The sequence below is a fragment of the Blastococcus xanthinilyticus genome (genome assembly GCF_008124835.1).
Classification (GTDB): Bacteria; Actinomycetota; Actinomycetes; order Mycobacteriales; family Geodermatophilaceae; genus Blastococcus; species Blastococcus xanthinilyticus.
Genome location: NZ_VNHW01000001.1, coordinates 175,387 through 191,476, shown reverse-complemented (window position 1 = coordinate 191,476; position 16,090 = coordinate 175,387). Strand labels below are relative to the sequence as shown.

16 protein-coding genes are annotated in these 16,090 nt (G+C 74.6%); 10 read left to right on the top strand and 6 right to left on the bottom strand.

From position 1 onward, the window contains the following. Window positions 1–168 precede the first annotated feature (168 nt). Window positions 169–813 (bottom strand): ROK family protein, encoded by a 645-nt coding sequence (locus tag BD833_RS00940; protein ID WP_166531251.1) that lies wholly within the window; start codon window positions 811–813, stop codon window positions 169–171. Next, the gene (locus BD833_RS00935; RefSeq protein WP_166531250.1) at window positions 810–1,541 is read right to left on the bottom strand and encodes a TetR/AcrR family transcriptional regulator; all 732 of its coding nucleotides are present in this window, start codon (window positions 1,539–1,541) and stop codon (window positions 810–812) included. The genes BD833_RS00940 and BD833_RS00935 overlap by 4 nt, the downstream gene beginning before the upstream one ends. A gap of 105 nt (window positions 1,542–1,646) precedes the next feature. On the opposite strand from BD833_RS00935, the gene BD833_RS00930 reads away from it, so the two are divergent. Then, window positions 1,647–2,204, top strand: coding sequence for a dihydrofolate reductase family protein (locus tag BD833_RS00930; RefSeq protein WP_166531249.1), 558 nt, complete (start codon window positions 1,647–1,649; stop codon window positions 2,202–2,204). A 72-nt stretch (window positions 2,205–2,276) separates the two neighbouring features. After that, a complete protein-coding gene (locus BD833_RS00925) occupies window positions 2,277–2,798 on the top strand; it encodes a hemerythrin domain-containing protein (RefSeq protein ID WP_166531248.1) in 522 nt (173 codons plus the stop codon). Window positions 2,799–2,887: 89 nt separating this feature from the next. On the opposite strand, the gene BD833_RS00920 is transcribed toward BD833_RS00925, so the two are convergent. After that, a complete protein-coding gene (locus tag BD833_RS00920; RefSeq protein WP_166531247.1) occupies window positions 2,888–4,273 on the bottom strand; it encodes an FGGY-family carbohydrate kinase in 1,386 nt (461 codons plus the stop codon). Then, complete coding sequence (locus tag BD833_RS00915) at window positions 4,270–5,241, bottom strand: 1-phosphofructokinase family hexose kinase (protein WP_166531246.1); 972 nt, start codon at window positions 5,239–5,241, stop codon at window positions 4,270–4,272. Before BD833_RS00915 ends, BD833_RS00920 begins: the two co-directional genes overlap by 4 nt. Before the next feature lie 189 nt (window positions 5,242–5,430). Between BD833_RS00915 and BD833_RS00910 the strand changes: the two genes are divergently transcribed. Next, entirely contained in the window at window positions 5,431–6,264 is an 834-nt protein-coding gene (locus tag BD833_RS00910; protein WP_166531245.1) for a class II fructose-bisphosphate aldolase, read from the top strand. 4 nt (window positions 6,265–6,268) lie between these two features. On the opposite strand, the gene BD833_RS00905 is transcribed toward BD833_RS00910, so the two are convergent. Further along, window positions 6,269–7,522, bottom strand: coding sequence for an AGE family epimerase/isomerase (locus tag BD833_RS00905; RefSeq protein ID WP_166531244.1), 1,254 nt, complete (start codon window positions 7,520–7,522; stop codon window positions 6,269–6,271). 245 nt (window positions 7,523–7,767) lie between these two features. Here BD833_RS00905 and BD833_RS00900 point away from each other — a divergent pair, with 245 nt between their 5' ends. Genes BD833_RS00900 through BD833_RS00885 form a run of 4 tightly spaced genes read left to right on the top strand, consistent with a single transcriptional unit; the run spans window position 7,768 to window position 11,730 of the window. Next, on the top strand, window positions 7,768–8,889 hold the full coding sequence (locus tag BD833_RS00900; RefSeq protein WP_166531243.1) for a LacI family DNA-binding transcriptional regulator: 1,122 nt from the start codon (window positions 7,768–7,770) through the stop codon (window positions 8,887–8,889). After that, complete coding sequence (locus BD833_RS00895) at window positions 8,886–9,647, top strand: ATP-binding cassette domain-containing protein (protein ID WP_166531242.1); 762 nt, start codon at window positions 8,886–8,888, stop codon at window positions 9,645–9,647. Before BD833_RS00900 ends, BD833_RS00895 begins: the two co-directional genes overlap by 4 nt. Then, entirely contained in the window at window positions 9,644–10,744 is a 1,101-nt protein-coding gene (locus BD833_RS00890) for an ABC transporter permease (protein ID WP_166531241.1), read from the top strand. Before BD833_RS00895 ends, BD833_RS00890 begins: the two co-directional genes overlap by 4 nt. Continuing rightward, entirely contained in the window at window positions 10,741–11,730 is a 990-nt protein-coding gene (locus BD833_RS00885; protein ID WP_166531240.1) for an ABC transporter substrate-binding protein, read from the top strand. Before BD833_RS00890 ends, BD833_RS00885 begins: the two co-directional genes overlap by 4 nt. 61 nt (window positions 11,731–11,791) lie before the next feature. Here the strand turns inward: BD833_RS00885 and BD833_RS00880 are convergent, their stop codons facing one another. Beyond that, the gene (locus tag BD833_RS00880) at window positions 11,792–12,487 is read right to left on the bottom strand and encodes a nucleoside/nucleotide kinase family protein (protein WP_166531239.1); all 696 of its coding nucleotides are present in this window, start codon (window positions 12,485–12,487) and stop codon (window positions 11,792–11,794) included. 218 nt (window positions 12,488–12,705) lie between these two features. Here BD833_RS00880 and BD833_RS00875 point away from each other — a divergent pair, with 218 nt between their 5' ends. Genes BD833_RS00875 through BD833_RS00865 form a run of 3 tightly spaced genes read left to right on the top strand, consistent with a single transcriptional unit; the run spans window position 12,706 to window position 16,033 of the window. After that, a complete protein-coding gene (locus tag BD833_RS00875) occupies window positions 12,706–13,434 on the top strand; it encodes an SDR family oxidoreductase (protein WP_166531238.1) in 729 nt (242 codons plus the stop codon). 41 nt (window positions 13,435–13,475) lie between these two features. After that, window positions 13,476–14,552 carry a LacI family DNA-binding transcriptional regulator gene (locus BD833_RS00870; RefSeq protein ID WP_243737366.1) on the top strand — a complete coding sequence of 359 codons (1,077 nt, stop codon included), beginning with the start codon at window positions 13,476–13,478 and terminating at the stop codon, window positions 14,550–14,552. Then, the gene (locus BD833_RS00865; protein WP_166531237.1) at window positions 14,549–16,033 is read left to right on the top strand and encodes a mannitol dehydrogenase family protein; all 1,485 of its coding nucleotides are present in this window, start codon (window positions 14,549–14,551) and stop codon (window positions 16,031–16,033) included. The genes BD833_RS00870 and BD833_RS00865 overlap by 4 nt, the downstream gene beginning before the upstream one ends. The last annotated feature ends 57 nt before the right edge of the window (window positions 16,034–16,090 follow it).

Below are 16,090 nucleotides of genomic sequence, written 5' to 3'. Positions count from 1 at the left end.
CGGCGCAGGGCGGACCATCTGCTTGCAGATCGGCGGGCCCGTTCGGTGAGAACGGGATAGGGCTCCGGTGCCCCGCCGCGTGCGTGGACGGCCCGTTCGAGGTGGTCGTGCAGAAGCCGCACGTCGACCGGGTCAGCTCCGGTGCGCAGCTGCGGCAGGTCGGGCGGTTCAGGTCTGGATCTCGTCGGCAGCGACGGTCGCGCGTGGCCTTCCACCGCGCGCTGCGTCGCGCTGGCCGCCCGACGAGAGGAAGCGCGCCACCGGGAGGGTCGCCGCCCCCATCGCGACCGCGTCGACGCCCAGGTCGGCGCGCACGACCTCGACGTCCTCGAAGGGGGTGCGTAACGCGTCGCGTGACGCCAACTCGATGATCTCGGTCATCCGGCGCTCGGCCAGCTGCCGGCCGAACCATCCGCCGAGGACGACCCGGCGAGGACTGAAGACGTCCACCAGATTGCCGACGCCGGCGCCCAGGTATCGCACCACTTCCTCGAGAACGACCGCCGCCGCCGCCGGGTCGGTGTCGACGGCCGCCAGCAACTCCGTGGCCCGGGCTTCGACGTTCTGCGGTTCCTCGCCGTCCGGCCCACGCAGTTCCTCGTACCGCTTGACGACCGCGTCGGCCCCGACGTAGTCCTCCAGGCAGCCGCGTGCGCCACACCGGCAGAGTCTGCCTTCGACGACCACGGCGGTGTGGCCCCACTCGCCGGCGGTGGGCATCGGCTCCCACGGGCTGGACCCAGTGGTGAAGATGCTCGTGCCCAGTGACTGTCCGATGAGGACGACGACCACGTCTGCCAGCGACGAGGTCATCCGATGACGGCTGGATGTTCTTCGCCGTCCGCTGCAACGGTGTCGCGGTGCGACTCAGAGCGGTCAGGTGAGTGGGGATCCGCCGGGAGGCCAGCACCGTTCGTCGACTGGACGGCGTAGCGCGCGATCATCGTCCGCACGGCCTCCTCGATCGCACGGTGTCTGCCCTCGTCGTCGATCGACCAGCCGGGGTGGACCAGCCGGGGCCAGAAGATCGCGGTCGCGATCATGCCGAGGAACTGCGCGGAGGCGGTCTCGGGGGACTCGGCCCGCACCGATCCCGCGTCCCGCTCGGCCCGCAGGTAGCGGTGGAGGGCGACCACGGCGGGGAGCGTCCCGAAGTCGAAGGTCCGCTCGCGCAGCTCGGGGAAGCGGGCCCCCTCGGCGACCAGGAGTCGCATCACCTCGGCCGTGCGGGGGTGCTCGAGCACCTCGGCGTACTGCCGTCCCAGCGCCAGCAGGCCGGCGTGCAGATCGCCGGGTGGGGGAGCGGGCACCTCGCTGCCAGGAGCCGGGCCGACCGCGAGCACGACCGCCTCGAACAGTGCGGCCTTCGTCGGAAACTGCTTGAACAGCGTCGCCTTGGACACGCCGGCGCGCTCGGCGACACGGGCCAGCGACGTCCTGTCGTAGCCGCTCTCGAGGAAGAGCGCCTCGGCGGCGCCGAGGATCGCCGCACGGTTCTCGTCGGCCACGCGCCGGTGGTACTCGGTCAGGTCGCGGGACATGCCGCCAGTCTCGCACAGAGGTGAGACGGTTGACTCGCCTCTGTGTCGACCCCTAGCCTCGAAGTGGTGAGTCGAGCGACTCGCCACTGACCCGAGGAGGACGCCATGCACGACACCAGCCCCCGAACGGCCGACGGCAAGGTGCTGTGGCACTTCTCCATGTCGCTGGACGGCTTCGTCGCCGGCCCCGGTCACGCCATGGACTGGATGCCCGAGGCCACCAACCGGCCAGGCCTCATCGAGGAGTACGTGGCGACGACCGGGGCCGTCCTCGGCGGTCGCGACGGATGGGACGCGTTCCCGCACGCGGGCGCCGTCTACGGCGGTGCGTGGAGCGGGCCCGTCTTCGTGCTCACCTCCCACCCCGAGGACGCCGAGCCCGCGGAAGGGGTCACGTTCCTCAGCTGTGACGTCGCCGAGGCCGTGGAGATCGCGCGGCGCGCCGCCGGAGGCAAGAACGTCGAGGTGCTGTCCCCGAGCATCGGCCGACAGCTCCTCGAGCGCGGCCTGCTCGACGAGATGGACCTGCACGTCCTGCCCGTGCTGCTCGGCGACGGAGTGCGGCTGTACGACAACCCGGGCGGGTCGCCGGTTCCGCTGGAGTTCGTGAACGGGGGCCCGCTCGAGGAGGTCAATCTCCGCTACCGACGACCCGGTGGCTGATACCCGAGCCGATCCGCCGGGGCGGGTGGCGCTCACCCGCCTACCTCCCTGCCGCACGGGTAGGTGCAGGGCATGTCCGACTTCGAGATCACCGCCCTGGTCCTGGCCGAGCACGAGGTCTTCCGGCGGGACTTCGCCGCGCTCGACGACCTGTCCGGCCAGGAGCTCGCCGCCGCATGGGAGGAGTTGCACGCCAAGCTGGAGGTGCACGCCGTCGCCGAGGAGGAGCTGTTCTACCCCTTGCTCGCCCAGGAGGCGCCTGGAGGCGAGGAGGAGACGGCGGAAGGCGTGCACGACCACAACGAGATCCGGCACGCCGCAACCGCCGTCGAGCAGCACGAGGTCGGCAGCGACGACTGGTGGGAGGCCGTGCGCAACGCGCGCCAGGTCAACGCCGACCACATGGCCGAGGAGGAGACGGACTTCTTCCCCTCCTTCAAGGAGGCCGTCGACGACGAGCAGCGCGAGGCCCTCGGGATGCGCTGGCTGGCCTTCCACGACGAGCACGAGCAGGCCGAGGGGCTGTCCGGTGAGGACGCGGTGGTGGCCGAGGTGGTGGCGACCGAGGTACCCGAGGGTGACCCCACGGTCTGAGCACGCCGGCGGGTCGCTCCAAAGGAGTCACGCCAGAGGTGGCGCCTCCGCAGGCCGGCGCGCAGGCCCGACTGGTCAACACACCCCGGTCAGCCGAGGGCGCGGCCGTACTCCTGCCGCCGTTCCGGCGACAGCTCCGGGCCGGGGCGGCGGGGGACCGGTGGTGGCAGCCGGCCGGTGACCGCGCGGACGGCCAGGTGCGCCGCGCCGAGCGCCGTGGCCTCCTGCGCGTCGACGAAGGCGGCGGCGCCTTCCCCGATCGCCGCCCGGATCTCCCGCCACGTGGCCGACTCGGCCGGCCGGCCGCCCAGCAGCCGCTGGCCCACCGCCCGGCCGGCGACCCGGCTGAGGTCCCGGGTCAGCTCCCGGGACGCCACCGCGGTGGTCTCCATGAGCGCGCGGAGCAGGGTCGCCGGGGCGACGTCGAGCGGAACGCCGTCCAGGGTCAGCCGGCGGTCGGCGGAGATGCGGCCCCGCACGCCCCGGCTGCCCACCGGCTCGCCGGCGATCAGGTCGTCGAGGGGGGCGGAGGGGTCCAGGCCCAGCAGCCCGGTCCAGGTCAGGTACAGCGCTCCCGACGGCAGCGCCGCGTGCAGGTAGTACAGGCCGTCGGTCACGAAGCAGCCCACCTCGCTGCCCGCCGTCGCGGCCGGGTCGAGGCAGTCGGTGACCAGCAGGTGCGCCTCCGACGTCCCCGCGGAGACGAACAGGTCACCGGGGGAGCGGGCGCCGGCGGCGAGGGCGCCGCAGAAGTGGTCGTGCCCGCCGCTGACCAGGGGGATCCCGGCCGCGATCCCCAGCTCCGCGGCGGGGTCGCCGCCCAGTTCGCCGATGACCGTGCCCGAGGGCACGAGGCGGGGGAGGGCGAGGTGGCCCGTGCCCACCACGTCGAGGGCCTCGGCGCGCCACGACCGGGTGGGCGCGTCGAACAGGCCCGTGCGCGAGGCGTGGGAGTGGTCCATCACCAGGTCGCCGGGGCCGAGGGAGGAGAGCAGCCAGCTGCCGAGGTCGGTCAACGTGGCGGCCGCCCGGGTCGCGCCCGGCCGGCTGCGGGCCCACCAGGCGAGCGCGTGGACGGTGTACTCCGGGTGCCGGAGGCCGGTGACCGGGGCGCGGCGGTCCAGCTCGGCGGCGTGCTCCCGGGCCGGCGCCGAGCCGACGCCGGAGAACCAGGTGGGCACGTCGCCGACCGGCCGGCCCGCGCCGTCGAGCAGCACGGCCTCCTCGCCCACGGAGGTCACGGCGATGCCGCCCAGCCCGGCGCGGGCCTCGGGACCGGCGTCGGAGAGGGCCCGCCGGGCGACGTCGAGGGCGACGGCCCGGACCGCCGCGGGGGAGTGGACGGCGATGCCGTCGTCCTCGCCCTGCGGGGTCGGGGCGGCGGCCGCGGCGAGGAGGGCGCCGTCCCCCGACCCCAGGACGACCGCCTTGGTGCGGGTCGTGCCGACGTCGATGCCCAGGAACGCGGTGCTCACGGGCGCACCCCGGGCACGGGGGTGGCGACGGCGGACCCGACCAGCTCGTCGACCTCGTCGCGCCCGTCGAGGTCCGGCTCCAGCCGCTGGGCGTTGGCCGCTCCGGCCGCCGCCCCGGTGCGCAGCGCGGTCGGCAGGTCGTTCCCGCGCGCGAGCGAGGTGACGAAGCCGGCGAGCATCATGTCGCCGGAGCCGGTCGCGTTGACCACCGGCACTTCGGGGCTGGACACGTCCCAGCCCTCGTCGGCCGAGCGGTAGGAGAGGCCCGCGGCACCCCGGGTGACGACGACCGCCCCGACCCCGGCCGCCAGCGCGCGCGCCATGAGCGTGTCGAGGTCGGCGGTCTCACCGGCGCCGATGAGCCCGCCGTCGGCCCGCAGCTCCTCCTCGTTCACCTTGAGCACGTCCGGGCCCGAGCGGATCGCGGAGCCGAGCCCCGGCCCGGAGGTGTCGACGACGGTGCGGACGCCGCGCCCGCGCAGGGCGGTCACGCAGCGCGCGTACAGCTCGGCCGGGGCGCCCCGCGGCAGGCTGCCGGTGCACACCACCAGGTCGCCGGGGCGCACCGCGGCCACGAGGCCCCCGACCAGGGCGTCGACCTCTCCGGCGCCGACCTCCGGGCCGGGCTCGTTTATGACGGTGGAGTCGCCGGTGGCGCGGTCGACGATCACCGTGGTCACCCGGGTCTCACCCGCGATCGGCACGTGCCGGTCGTCGATGCCCAGCTCGCGGCAGCCGGCCGAGATCTGCGCGCCCACGGACCCGCCGACGAAGCCGTGCAGCGCGGCCCGGCCGCCCAGCCGGACGGTGCCGCGGGCGACGATCATGCCCTTGCCGCCCGGCCGGCTGACCACCTCGACGGCGCGGTGCACCTCGCCCGCCACCAGCCGCGGGACCACCTGCAACCGGTCCTGCGCGGGGTTCGGGCTGACGACGTGGACGGTCGGGCCTGCCGGCGGTGCGTGCACGGATCTCCTCCTGGGCCTGGTGGCGCTGCGGGCGGACGGTAGAGCAGGGTGGATCGGCGGACTGCTACGTTCCGGCCGGGCGCCGGCATGCCCGGCCGGAGCGGCCCCCCGCGCCGCGCAGGGTCCGCCCTGCGGCCCCGAGCCCGCCCCGGACGCTCCCGGCGGGACCGCTGAACCGAGGAGCACACCGTGGCACGCGCAGCACTGACCGACGTCCTGACCGCGGCGCAGCAGGCGGGCAGCGGCCTCGGGGCCTTCAACGTCATCCAGGTCGAGCACGCCGAGGCGATCGTCGCGGGGGCCGAGGCGGCGGGCCGCCCCACCGTCCTGCAGGTCAGCGAGAACGCCGTCCGGTACCACGGGGCGCTGGCGCCCGTGGGCCGGGCGATGCTGGAGATCGCCGACGCCGCCGACGTCCCGGTGGTGGTGCACCTGGACCACGCCACCGACGTGGCGCTCGTCGAGCAGGCCCTGGCCCTCGGCTTCACCTCGGTGATGTTCGACGGCTCCACCCTCCCGGTCGAGGAGAACCTCGCCACCACGCGGGGCGTCGCCGAGCGGGCGCACGACCAGGGCGCCTCCGTCGAGGCCGAGATCGGCGAGATCGGCGGCAAGGACGGCGTCCACGCCCCCGGGGTGCGGACCCGGCCGGAGGACGCCGCGCGGTTCGTCGCGGAGACCGGCATCGACGCGGTGGCGGTGGCGGTCGGCAGCTCGCACGCGATGACCACGCGCACCGCGCAGCTCGACCTGGACCTGATCGCGGCGATCCGGGAGGCCGTGGCGGTGCCCCTGGTGCTGCACGGCTCCTCCGGCGTCCCGGACGACCACCTGCGGGAGGCCGTGCGGGCGGGGATGACGAAGATCAACATTTCCACGCACCTGAACGGCACGTTCACCCGCGCGGTGCGGGAGGCGCTCGCCGCCGACCCGGCGCTGGTCGACCCCCGGAAGTACCTCGGGGCGGCGCGGACGGCGACGGCGCACGAGGTCGAGCGGCTGGTCCGGCTGCTGGCCGGCTGACACCTCAGCCCGCACCGGGCTCCCGCCGCAGCGCCGCGGCCAGCACCGGGGCCAGCGGGAGCTGGGGGAGCAGCGTGGCCTGGTAGGCGTGGTAGACGTCGGGCTTGCCCGACCAGACGGCGTCGGCCTCCCCGACGGGCAGCTCGTGCACCCAGCTGCCGCGCTCCCGGTCGACGAAGCGGGTCACGGCCTCGTCCCAGAACGTGCGGTACCAGCGCTCGTAGCCGGGCTCGCCCGTGCGCTGGACGAGCGCGGCCGCGGCGCCGATGGCCTCGGTGAGGACCCAGTGCAGCCGGGAGGCGACGACCGGCCGGTCCGCCCAGTCCAGCGTGTAGACGAAGCCGGGCTCCCCGTCGGGCGCCCAGCCGACCTCGACGGCGGCGGCGAACAGGCTGCGGGCGTCGGGGAGCAGCCAGCCGGGGGCGTCGGCGCCGAGCGCGGCCTCCAGGTGCAGCAGCAGGCGGGACCACTCCAGCCAGTGGCCGGGGGTGGAGCCGTAGGGGCGGAACTTGTCGTTCTTCCGGTCGGCGTTGTAGTCCGGCAGCGGCCGCCAGCCGGGATCGAAGTGCTCGGGCAGCCGCCAGCCGTTCTCGCGGGCCGCCGTGTGCACCAGCCGCTCGGCGATGCTCGTCGCCCGGGTGAGCCACCGGTCGTCGCCGGTCACGGCGGCCACGGTGAGGAAGGCCTCGACCGTGTGCATGTTGCTGTTGGCGCCGCGGTAGGCCTCCAGCTCGGTCCACGCGCGGTCCCAGCTCTCGACCGACCGGCCCTCCTCGTCCCGCCAGAAGTGCCGTTCCACCACCGCGAGCGCGTCTGCCAGCAGCTCCGCCGCGCCCGGTCGGCCGGCGGCCGTGGCGCTGGCCGCGGCCAGCACGACGAAGGCGTGGTCGTAGGCGGACTTGTCGGTGGCGGCGGGTGCACCCTCCGCGGTCAGCGAGGAGAACCAGCCGCCGTGCTCGGCGTCCCGGAACGGGCCGGTGAGGGCGGCCAGCCCGGCGTCGACCAGCGGCCCGGCGCCGGGCCGCCCGCGCAGGTGGGCCAGCGCGAAGACGTGCGTCATCCGCGCGGTGATCCACAGCTGGGGCGCCTGCGCCGCGTCGGGACGGCCGTCGTCGTCGAGCCAGGCGAACCCGGCCGGCGCACCACCGGCCGACTCCGCGAAGGCCAGCAGCCGCTCGCCCTCGGCGTCCAGCCAGGCGCGGTGGCTCGGCAGCGACGTCCAGGAACCGGACTGCGGAGAGTCACCGGTCGTCGTCATGGGTCCTCCTCGGGGATGGCCGATCTGGCCGGCCGGCGGGGTCGGTGGAGGGACAGTAGCTCCCGGCAACAACTCGGTCTCGACCAGATATCGATGGCTTGACATCGATGACAAAGCGGTTTTGCATGACCCACGTCACCCACGACAGCTCACCGACGCCCCAGAGGTGCCCGCCGTGCCCGTCCCCGCCCCGACCGCGCGCCCGCTGGGCGTCGTGCCGTCGAACGCGCCCCGGGGGAGCAGTCGTGCGTGAGCGCGTCACGCTGCGTGACGTCGCCCGCCTCGCGGCGGTGAGCGCGAAGACGGTCTCCCGCGTCGTGAACGACGACGCGCACGTCACCCCCGGCACCCGGGCCAGGGTGCAGAAGGCGATCGCCGAGCTGGGCTTCCAGCCCAACCTGGTGGCCCGCTCGCTGCGCGTCGGCCGCGCCGACGTCGTGGGCCTGGTCGTCGAGAGCCTCGCCGACCCGTTCTTCGCCCGGCTCACCAGCGCCGTCGAGCAGGCCGCGTACGAGCGGGGCCTGGCGGTGATGGTCTCGAGCGTCGGCAACCAGGAGCCGGAGCGGGAGTCGGTGATCGTGGAGAGCCTGCTCGTCCGCCAGGTCGCCGGCCTCATCGTCGCCCCGATGGCCCAGAGCCACACCTACCTCGCCGGGCCCGGCCGGCGGACGCCGATCGTGTTCGTGGACCGGCTCCCGGAGGGGCTGGTCAGCGACGCCGTGCTGGTCGACGACCTCGCCGCCGCGGAGACGGCGACCCGGCACCTGCTCGACCACGGCCACCGGCGGGTCGCCTTCCTCGGGTCGGAGCTGCGCAACCCGACCACCCGGTTGCGCCTGGCCGGTTACCGCCGGGCGCTCGCCGCGCACGGGCTCGCCGGCGACGAGTCGCTCGTCGCCGTGGGCGCCGGGACGGCGGCCGAGGCCCGGGAGGCGGCCGAGCTGCTGCTCGCCGCGCCGCAGCCGCCGACGGCGATCTTCTCGTCCAACATGCGCTGCTCGCTGGGGCTGGTGCCGCTGCTGCACGGCCGCGGGCGCACCGACGTCGCGGTGGTCAGCTTCGACGACTTCGCGATGGCCGACTCCCTCGTCCCGGCGGTCACGGTCCTGGACCACGACCCCGAGGTCATCGGTCGCGCCGCCGCCGAGCGGCTGTTCCGCCGGCTCGACGAGCCCGACGCCCCGGCGGAGACGGTGATGGTGCCGGTCGGGCTCGTGGCGCGGGGCTCCGGAGAGCTCCGGCCGCCCGGCCACGAGGGGGGCGACGGCCACGTGCCGCAGGACAGCTTGCAGGACAGGGTGCGCCACGGAGCAGAAGGGAGGGCGTCGACCATGACGACGCCGCACGCACAGGAGGGGGCGCGGTGACCGCCGCCCTCGAGGCCCGGGGCCTCCGGCGCGAGTTCGGGCACGTCCGTGCCCTCGACGGCGCCGACTTCGACATCGAGCCCGGTGAGGTGGTCGCCCTCATCGGCGACAACGGCGCCGGCAAGAGCACCCTCGTCAAGGCGCTCTCCGGCTCGCTCGCCATCGACTCGGGCGAGCTGTACAGCGACGGGAAGCGCGTCACGATCGACAGCCCCGCCGCGGCCCGCGCGCTGGGCATCGAGACCGTCTACCAGGACCTCGCGCTCGCCCCGCACCTGGACCCGGTGCAGAACATGTACCTCGGTCGCGAGGTCATGCGCTCCGGCCTGCTCGGGAAGCTCGGCTTCATGGACCACGCCGAGATGAAGGAGAAGACCCAGCGGGCCTTCGCCGACCTCGGCGCGACGGTGCGGGACTTCACCGCACCCGTCGGCGCGATGTCCGGTGGCCAGCGGCAGCAGATCGCCGTGGCCCGCGCGGCCGCGTGGGCCAGCCGGGTGATCTTCCTCGACGAGCCCACCGCGGCCCTCGGCGTGGTGCAGACCCGCAACGTGCTGGACCTGATCCGGCGGGTGCGCGACCGCGGCATCGCCGTCGTGCTCATCAGCCACTCGATGCCGCACGTGATCGAGGTGGCCGACCGCATCCAGGTGCTCCGCCTCGGCCGCAGGGTGGCGACCTACGACGCCAAGCAGACCTCGATGGAGGAGCTGGTGGGGGCCATGACCGGCGCGATCAGCCAGGAGGAGGCGGCGTGACCACCGCGACGGAGCCGGACCGGGACGCCGCAGCGGTCGACGAGGAGAAGCCGAAGTCCACGCTGCAGCGCCTCGTGGGCGCCCAGGCGTTCCAGATCCTGGGCGTGCTGCTCATCCTCATCGTGCTGTTCAGCATCGCCGAGCCGGACGCGTTCCTGTCGATCAACAACTTCCGCAACGTCGTCGTCAACGTCTCCATCCTGGCGATCATCGGCGTCGGGATGACGTTCGTGATCATCACCGGCGGCATCGACCTCTCCGTCGGCAGCGTGCTGGTCTTCAGCGGCGTGGTCGCGGCCAAGACCATGGAGGCCCTGGGTGGGCAGGGCGTCGGGGTGTCGATCGTCGGCGCCCTGGCCGCCTGCGGCTCCGGCACGCTGTGGGGGCTGTTCAACGGCGTGGTCGTCGCCCGCCTGAAGGTGCCCCCGCTGATCGTCACCCTGGGCACGCTGGGCATGGCGCTGGGCGCCGCGCAGATCCTGACCGGCGGCATCGACCTGCGGGGCGCGCCCACGGTGCTGACCGACACGATCGGCTTCGGCCGGCTGTTCGGCCAGATCCCCTACCTGTCGCTGATCGCGCTGGCCGTCATCGTGATCGGCGCGGTCATCCTGCACCGCACCCGCTTCGGCCGGTACACCTACGCCGTCGGCTCCAACGACGAGGCCGCGCGGCGGGTCGGCGTCAGGGCGGACCGGCACCTGATCCTCGTCTACACGCTGGCCGGGTTCTGCGCCGGCCTGGCCGGCATCCTGAACCTCGCCTTCTTCTCCTCGACCACGATCGCCGGGCAGTCGAACACCGCGCTCAACGTCATCGCCGGTGTCGTCATCGGCGGCACGAGCCTCTTCGGCGGCATCGGCACGATCGCCGGCACGGTGATCGGTCTGTTCATCCCCGCCGTCCTGCAGAACGGCTTCGTGATCATGGGCGTCCAGCCCTTCTGGCAGCAGGTCGTCGTCGGTGCGTTCCTCATCGCCGCGGTCTACGTCGACCAGGTCCGCCGCGCCGCCGCCAGCCGCGGGGCGAGCACCCGTCGTTCCTTGTTCTCCCGGTTCTCCCGCCCACAAGGGGCACGTCGAAAGGAAGCACAGTGAACAGAGGCATCACTGCCCGGATCGCCGCCATCTCGGCGCTCGCCCTCGCTCTCGCCGCCTGCGGCGGTGACGACTCCGACGGCGGGTCGGCCGGCGGGAGCGGCGGGGGATCGGAGGCCTACGAGGTGGCCTTCGTCCAGGGCGTAGCCGGTGACGAGTTCTACATCACCATGGAGTGCGGCATCCAGGAGGCGGCCGAGGAGCTCGGCGTCGAGGTGACCACCCAGGGTCCCCAGCAGTTCGACCCGGCCCAGCAGACGCCGATCGTCGACAGCGTCGTGGCGAGCTCGCCGGACGGGCTGCTCATCGCGCCGACCGACGTCACCGGCATGTACCGCCCGATCAAGGCGGCGGCGGACGCGGGGGTCACCGTCGGCCTGGTCGACACCACCCTGGAGGACCCCTCCATGGCGATCACCCAGGTCGCCTCGGACAACGAGGGCGGCGGGGCCGCGGCCTTCCAGGCCATCCAGGAGGCCAACCCGGACGGCGGCAAGGTCCTCATCGTCGGCCACGAGCCGGGCATCAGCACCAACGAGGCGCGGATCAAGGGCTTCCTCGACGCCCTGGCCGAGGACCCGAAGTTCACCGCCCTGCCCACGCAGTACGCGCAGAACGAGGTCGCCGAGGGCGCCCGGATCGTCACCTCGACGCTCCAGTCCGACCCCGACCTGATCGGCATCTTCGGCACCAACCTCTTCGCCGCGGAGGGGGCGGCCACCGGGCTGCGTCAGGCGGGTGCGGAGGAGCAGGTGACCGTCGTGGGCTTCGACGCCGGCCCGGCCCAGGTCGAGGCGCTGGAGAACGGCACCGTGCAGGCCCTCGTGGCCCAGCAGCCGGCCGAGATCGGCCGGCAGGGCCTCGAGCAGGTCGTCGCCGAGCTGAACGGTGAGGAGCCGGAGGCCGAGATCCAGACCGGGTTCACGATCCTCACGAAGGAGAACCTGGCCGACAACCAGGACGCGGTGTACCGCTCCAGCTGCTGAGCCGCGGCGACGCTCGACGCCCCGTCCCTCTCCCGAGGGGCGGGGCGTCCGCGCGGGCGGGTCAGCCCGGCAGGTCGTCCCCGGTCGTCTCCGGGACGTCGAGGTGGACGACGAGGTCGGCGCGCGGCCGCGACGTCTCGACGGTCCGGGCGTTGCGCCCGTCGACCGAACGCACCCAGGCCTCGGCCGCCTCCGGCTCGTGGCCGTAGGACCGCCGCCGGCGGAGCAGCCGCCGCTCGCGCACCGCCGGCGCGAGGTCCAGGTACCAGACCTCGTCCAGGCGGGTGCGCACCGCGGACCAGCCGTGCTCGTCCAGGAGCAGGTAGTTCCCCTCGGTGAGCACCAGCGGGGTGTCCGGCCAGACCGGGACGGCGCTGCCGATCGGCTCCTCGAGCGCGCGGTCGAACACCGGCGCGTAGACCGGCACCGCGGGCGGCGTCCGCAACCGGTCGAGCAGGGCGACGTAGCCGTCGACGTCGAAGGTGTCCGGTGCCCCCTTGCGGTCGGCGCGCCCGAGCCTCGCCAGTTCGGCGTTCGCGTAGTGGAAGCCGTCCATGGCCGCCAGCGCCGCCCGGTCGCCGAGGGCGTCGAGCAGCGCGGCGCAGAGGGTCGACTTCCCCGCGCCCGGAGCGCCGGTGATGCCCAGCAGGCGCCGGGTGCCGGGGCGCGCGAGGGCGGCGGCCCGCTCGACCAGCTGCTGCGGGGTAGCGCGCACGACCGGCGGGGAGCCCGCGTCGGGCAGGGTCTGCTCGTGCACCTCGCCCCTCCTCCCGGGTCGGCGGCCGCTGCCGCCGGGGGCGGCCGCAGCGGGGCGCCGACGACGGTAGAGACGGGACGGCGGCGCCGTCAACGCGCCGCGCGGCTGGTCATGTCACCGGTGACATGGCCGGCCGGGTGTGGTTGCATCGGACCGGCGACCGGCGCTCCCGCGGCGGGGCACGACCGCGCCGGCAGCTGCTGAGGAGATGCCCTTCCATGACCGACTTCGACGGCCGCACCGTGCTGGTGACCGGGGCCTCCGGCGGCATCGGCGGGGCCACGGTGCGCCGGCTCCGGGCCGCCGGCGCCGACGTCATCGCCAGCGGCCGATCGGTGGAGTCGCTGGAGCGGCTCGCCGCCGAGACCGGGGCCCGCCCGCTCGCGTTCGACCTGACCTCCGAGGACAGCGTCCGCTCGGCGGTCGGGGGGCTGGACGTGTGGGGCGTGGTGAACTGCGGCGGCTTCGGCGGCGAGATCGCCACCCCGATGGAGACCGACATCGACGTCTTCGACAAGGTCATCAGCGTCAACGCCCGCGGCGCGCTGCTGGTCACCAAGTACGCGTCGGCGTCGATGATCCGGCTGGGCCGGGGCGGCGCCATCGTGAACGTCTCCAGCCAGGCCGGTCTCGTGGCGCTGCCCGGCCACATCTCCTACGGCTCCTCGAAGGCGGCGCTGGACAACATCACCCGCGTCTCGGCCCTCGAGCTGGGCAGGTACGGGATCCGGGTGAACAGCGTGAACCCGACCGTGGTCATGACCGAGATGTCGGCCTGGTACTGGGGGCGGCCGGACATCGAGGGGCCCTTCCTCGACCAGATGCCGCTCGGGCGGTGGGCGACCGAGGACGAGATCGCCGCGCCGATCGTCTTCCTCCTCAGCGACGACGCCTCGATGATCTCCGGGGTGTCGCTGCCCGTCGACGGCGGCTACACCGCCCGCTGACCCGTGCCCGCCCGACCGCGCCCGCGGGGAACCGCGGCGCCATGACGACGATGCGGGACGTCGCCGCGCGCGCCCGGGTCAGCGCCAAGACGGTCTCCCGGGTCTTCAACGACGACCCCCACGTCCTGCCGGAGACCAGGGCGCGGGTGGCGGAGGCGATGCGGGAGCTCGGCTACGTCCCCACCTCCCTGTCCCGGTCCTTCCGCACCGGCCGCCCGCCGGTGCTGGGGGTGGCGGTCCCCGACCTCGCCGACCCCTTCTTCGCCGTCCTGGCCAAGGCGGTCGAGGAGGTCGCGGCGCGCGCGGACATGGCCGTCCTGGTGAGCAGCATCGGCTACGACCCGGCGCTCGAGGCGGCCGCGCTGGAGTCGCTGCTGCGCCGCTCGCTCAGCGGTCTGGTGGTCGCCCCGACGTCCCAGGACCACGGTCACCTCGGCGTGTGGGCTCCCCGGCTCCCGGTCGTCTTCGTCGACCGGCCGCCCCGGGGCCTGGCCGCCGACGCCTTCACCGGCGACGACTGCGCGGGTGGCCGGCTCGCGACCGAGCACCTGATCGCGCACGGCCACCGCCACATCGCGTTCGTCGGGGACAGCCCGGCCATGAGCACCACCGCGGAACGTCTCGCCGGTCACCGGGCGGCGCTGGCCGACGCCGGCCTCGGGTCGGGCGACGAGCTCGTCGCCTTCTGCGCCGGCGACCGGGGGAGCGCGGACGGCGTGCTGCACCGGCTCCGGTCCGCCGGCGCGCCACCGACGGCCCTCGTCAGCGGTGATGCCCGGACGACGATGTCGCTGGTGCCCGCCCTGGCCGGCAGCACCTGGGCCGTCGTCGGCTTCGGCGACTTCCCGATGGCGCACATGCTCTCGCCGGCGCTGACCGTCGTCGACCAGGACCCGGCGGGCCTGGGGCGGCTGGCCGCCGAGCGGGTGGTCGCGCGCCTCGCGGCGCCCGACCGGCGGTTCCGCCGGCACACGGTGCTCCCCGTCCGCCTGCTCGAGCGCCGGTCGTGCTGGTCCCCGGCGGACGCCTCGACCCTGTTCCCGTCGTCGTCCCCGGAGCCGGGGACCGGCGGTTCCCCCCACGCCGCACCGTCCCTCGCAGAGGAGCCCCACCCATGACCACCACCCCGCGGAGCGAGTCGCCCCTGCCCGCGCTGCCCGCGGGCGTACCGGGGCCGGCCTACGACCGCGCCGCCGTCGGCCGCGGCGTCGTCCACCTGGGTGTGGGCGGTTTCCACCGGTCGCACCAGGCGGTGTACTTCGACCGGCTGCTGGGACTCGGGCACGCCGACTGGGGGATCACCGGGGTCGGGGTGCTCGCCGCCGACCGCCCGCTGCACACGGCGCTGCGCACCCAGGACGGGCTCTACACGCTGGTCCTGAAGCACGCGGACGGATCGATCGAGGCGTCGGTCGTGGGCTCGCTGGTCCGGCTGCTGCTGCTGGACGACGACCCCGAGGCGGTGCTGGCGGCGATGGCCGCGCCGAGCACCCGGCTGGTCAGCATGACCATCACCGAGGGCGGCTACAGCACCGACAAGTCCACCGGGCGGTTCCGGCTGGACGACGCGCTGGCCGCCGACCTCGCCGGCCCCCGGCCGCGCACCGCGTTCGGGCTGCTCGCCGAGGCGCTGCGCCGGCGGCGCGCGGCCGGGACGCCGCCGTTCACGGTCGTCTCCTGCGACAACGTGGAGAGCAACGGCGACCTGACCCGGCAGACGCTGCTGGAGTTCACCCGCCTGCAGGAGGCGCACACCGGCGACGGGCTGGCCGACTGGATCGCCGCCTCGGTCGCCTTCCCGAACTCGATGGTCGACCGGATCACCCCGGCCACCACCGACGAGGACCGCCGGCGGCTGACGGCCGAGACTGGTGTGACCGACCGCTGGCCGGTGGTGGCCGAGCCCTACCTGCAGTGGGTGCTGGAGGACCGGTTCAGCGACGCCCGCCCGCCGCTGGCCGACGTCGGCGTCCAGCTGGTCGAGGACGTGCGCCCGTACGAGCTGATGAAGCTGCGGCTGCTCAACGCCGGCCACCAGGTGATGTCCTACCTCGGGTACCTGGCCGGGTACCGCCGCGTCGACGAGGTGATGGCCGACCCGCTGTTCGAGCAGCTGGTCGAGCGGTACATGCGGCTCGAGGCCACGCCGACCCTCCCGCCGGTTCCGGACACCGACCTCGCCGGGTACCGGCGCACGCTCCTGGAGCGCTTCGCCAACCCGGCGGTCAGCGACACCCTGCTGCGCAACTGCGCCGAGGGGTCGGAGCGGATCGCCACCTTCGTGCTGCCGGTCATCCGGGCGCAGCTCGCCGCCGGCGGCCCGTGCGACCTGGCGGTGCTCGCCGTCGCCGCCTGGGCGCGGTACGCCGTGGGCACCGACGAGGACGGCCGGCCGATCCCCGTGGTGGACGCCCGGCTGGACCGGCTCGTCCCGCTGCTGCGCGGCCCGGACGGCGATCCGCTCGCGGTGCTCGGGCTCGAGGAGGTCTTCGGTGACCTCGGGGCGGACGAGCGCTTCCGGCAGGCCTACGTGCGGGCGGCCGGGCTGCTGCATCGGCGCGGTGCCCGGCGGGCGGTGGCCGAGCTCCTCGGCGCGTGACCGCGGTGTCGTCGCCCGATGTCGCGGCTCAGCGGTGGCAGGCTGCCAGGGGGTCAC

Bases quoted from the DNA above. Each gene is read 5' to 3' on its own strand.
- BD833_RS00940 (WP_166531251.1), bottom strand. From the start codon at position 813: ATGACCTCGTCGCTGGCAGACGTGGTCGTCGTCCTCATCGGACAGTCA.
- BD833_RS00935 (WP_166531250.1), bottom strand. From the start codon at position 1,541: ATGTCCCGCGACCTGACCGAGTACCACCGGCGCGTGGCCGACGAGAAC.
- BD833_RS00930 (WP_166531249.1), top strand. From the start codon at position 1,647: ATGCACGACACCAGCCCCCGAACGGCCGACGGCAAGGTGCTGTGGCAC.
- BD833_RS00925 (WP_166531248.1), top strand. From the start codon at position 2,277: ATGTCCGACTTCGAGATCACCGCCCTGGTCCTGGCCGAGCACGAGGTC.
- BD833_RS00905 (WP_166531244.1), bottom strand. From the start codon at position 7,522: ATGACGACGACCGGTGACTCTCCGCAGTCCGGTTCCTGGACGTCGCTG.
- BD833_RS00875 (WP_166531238.1), top strand. From the start codon at position 12,706: ATGACCGACTTCGACGGCCGCACCGTGCTGGTGACCGGGGCCTCCGGC.
- BD833_RS00870 (WP_243737366.1), top strand. From the start codon at position 13,476: ATGACGACGATGCGGGACGTCGCCGCGCGCGCCCGGGTCAGCGCCAAG.
- BD833_RS00865 (WP_166531237.1), top strand. From the start codon at position 14,549: ATGACCACCACCCCGCGGAGCGAGTCGCCCCTGCCCGCGCTGCCCGCG.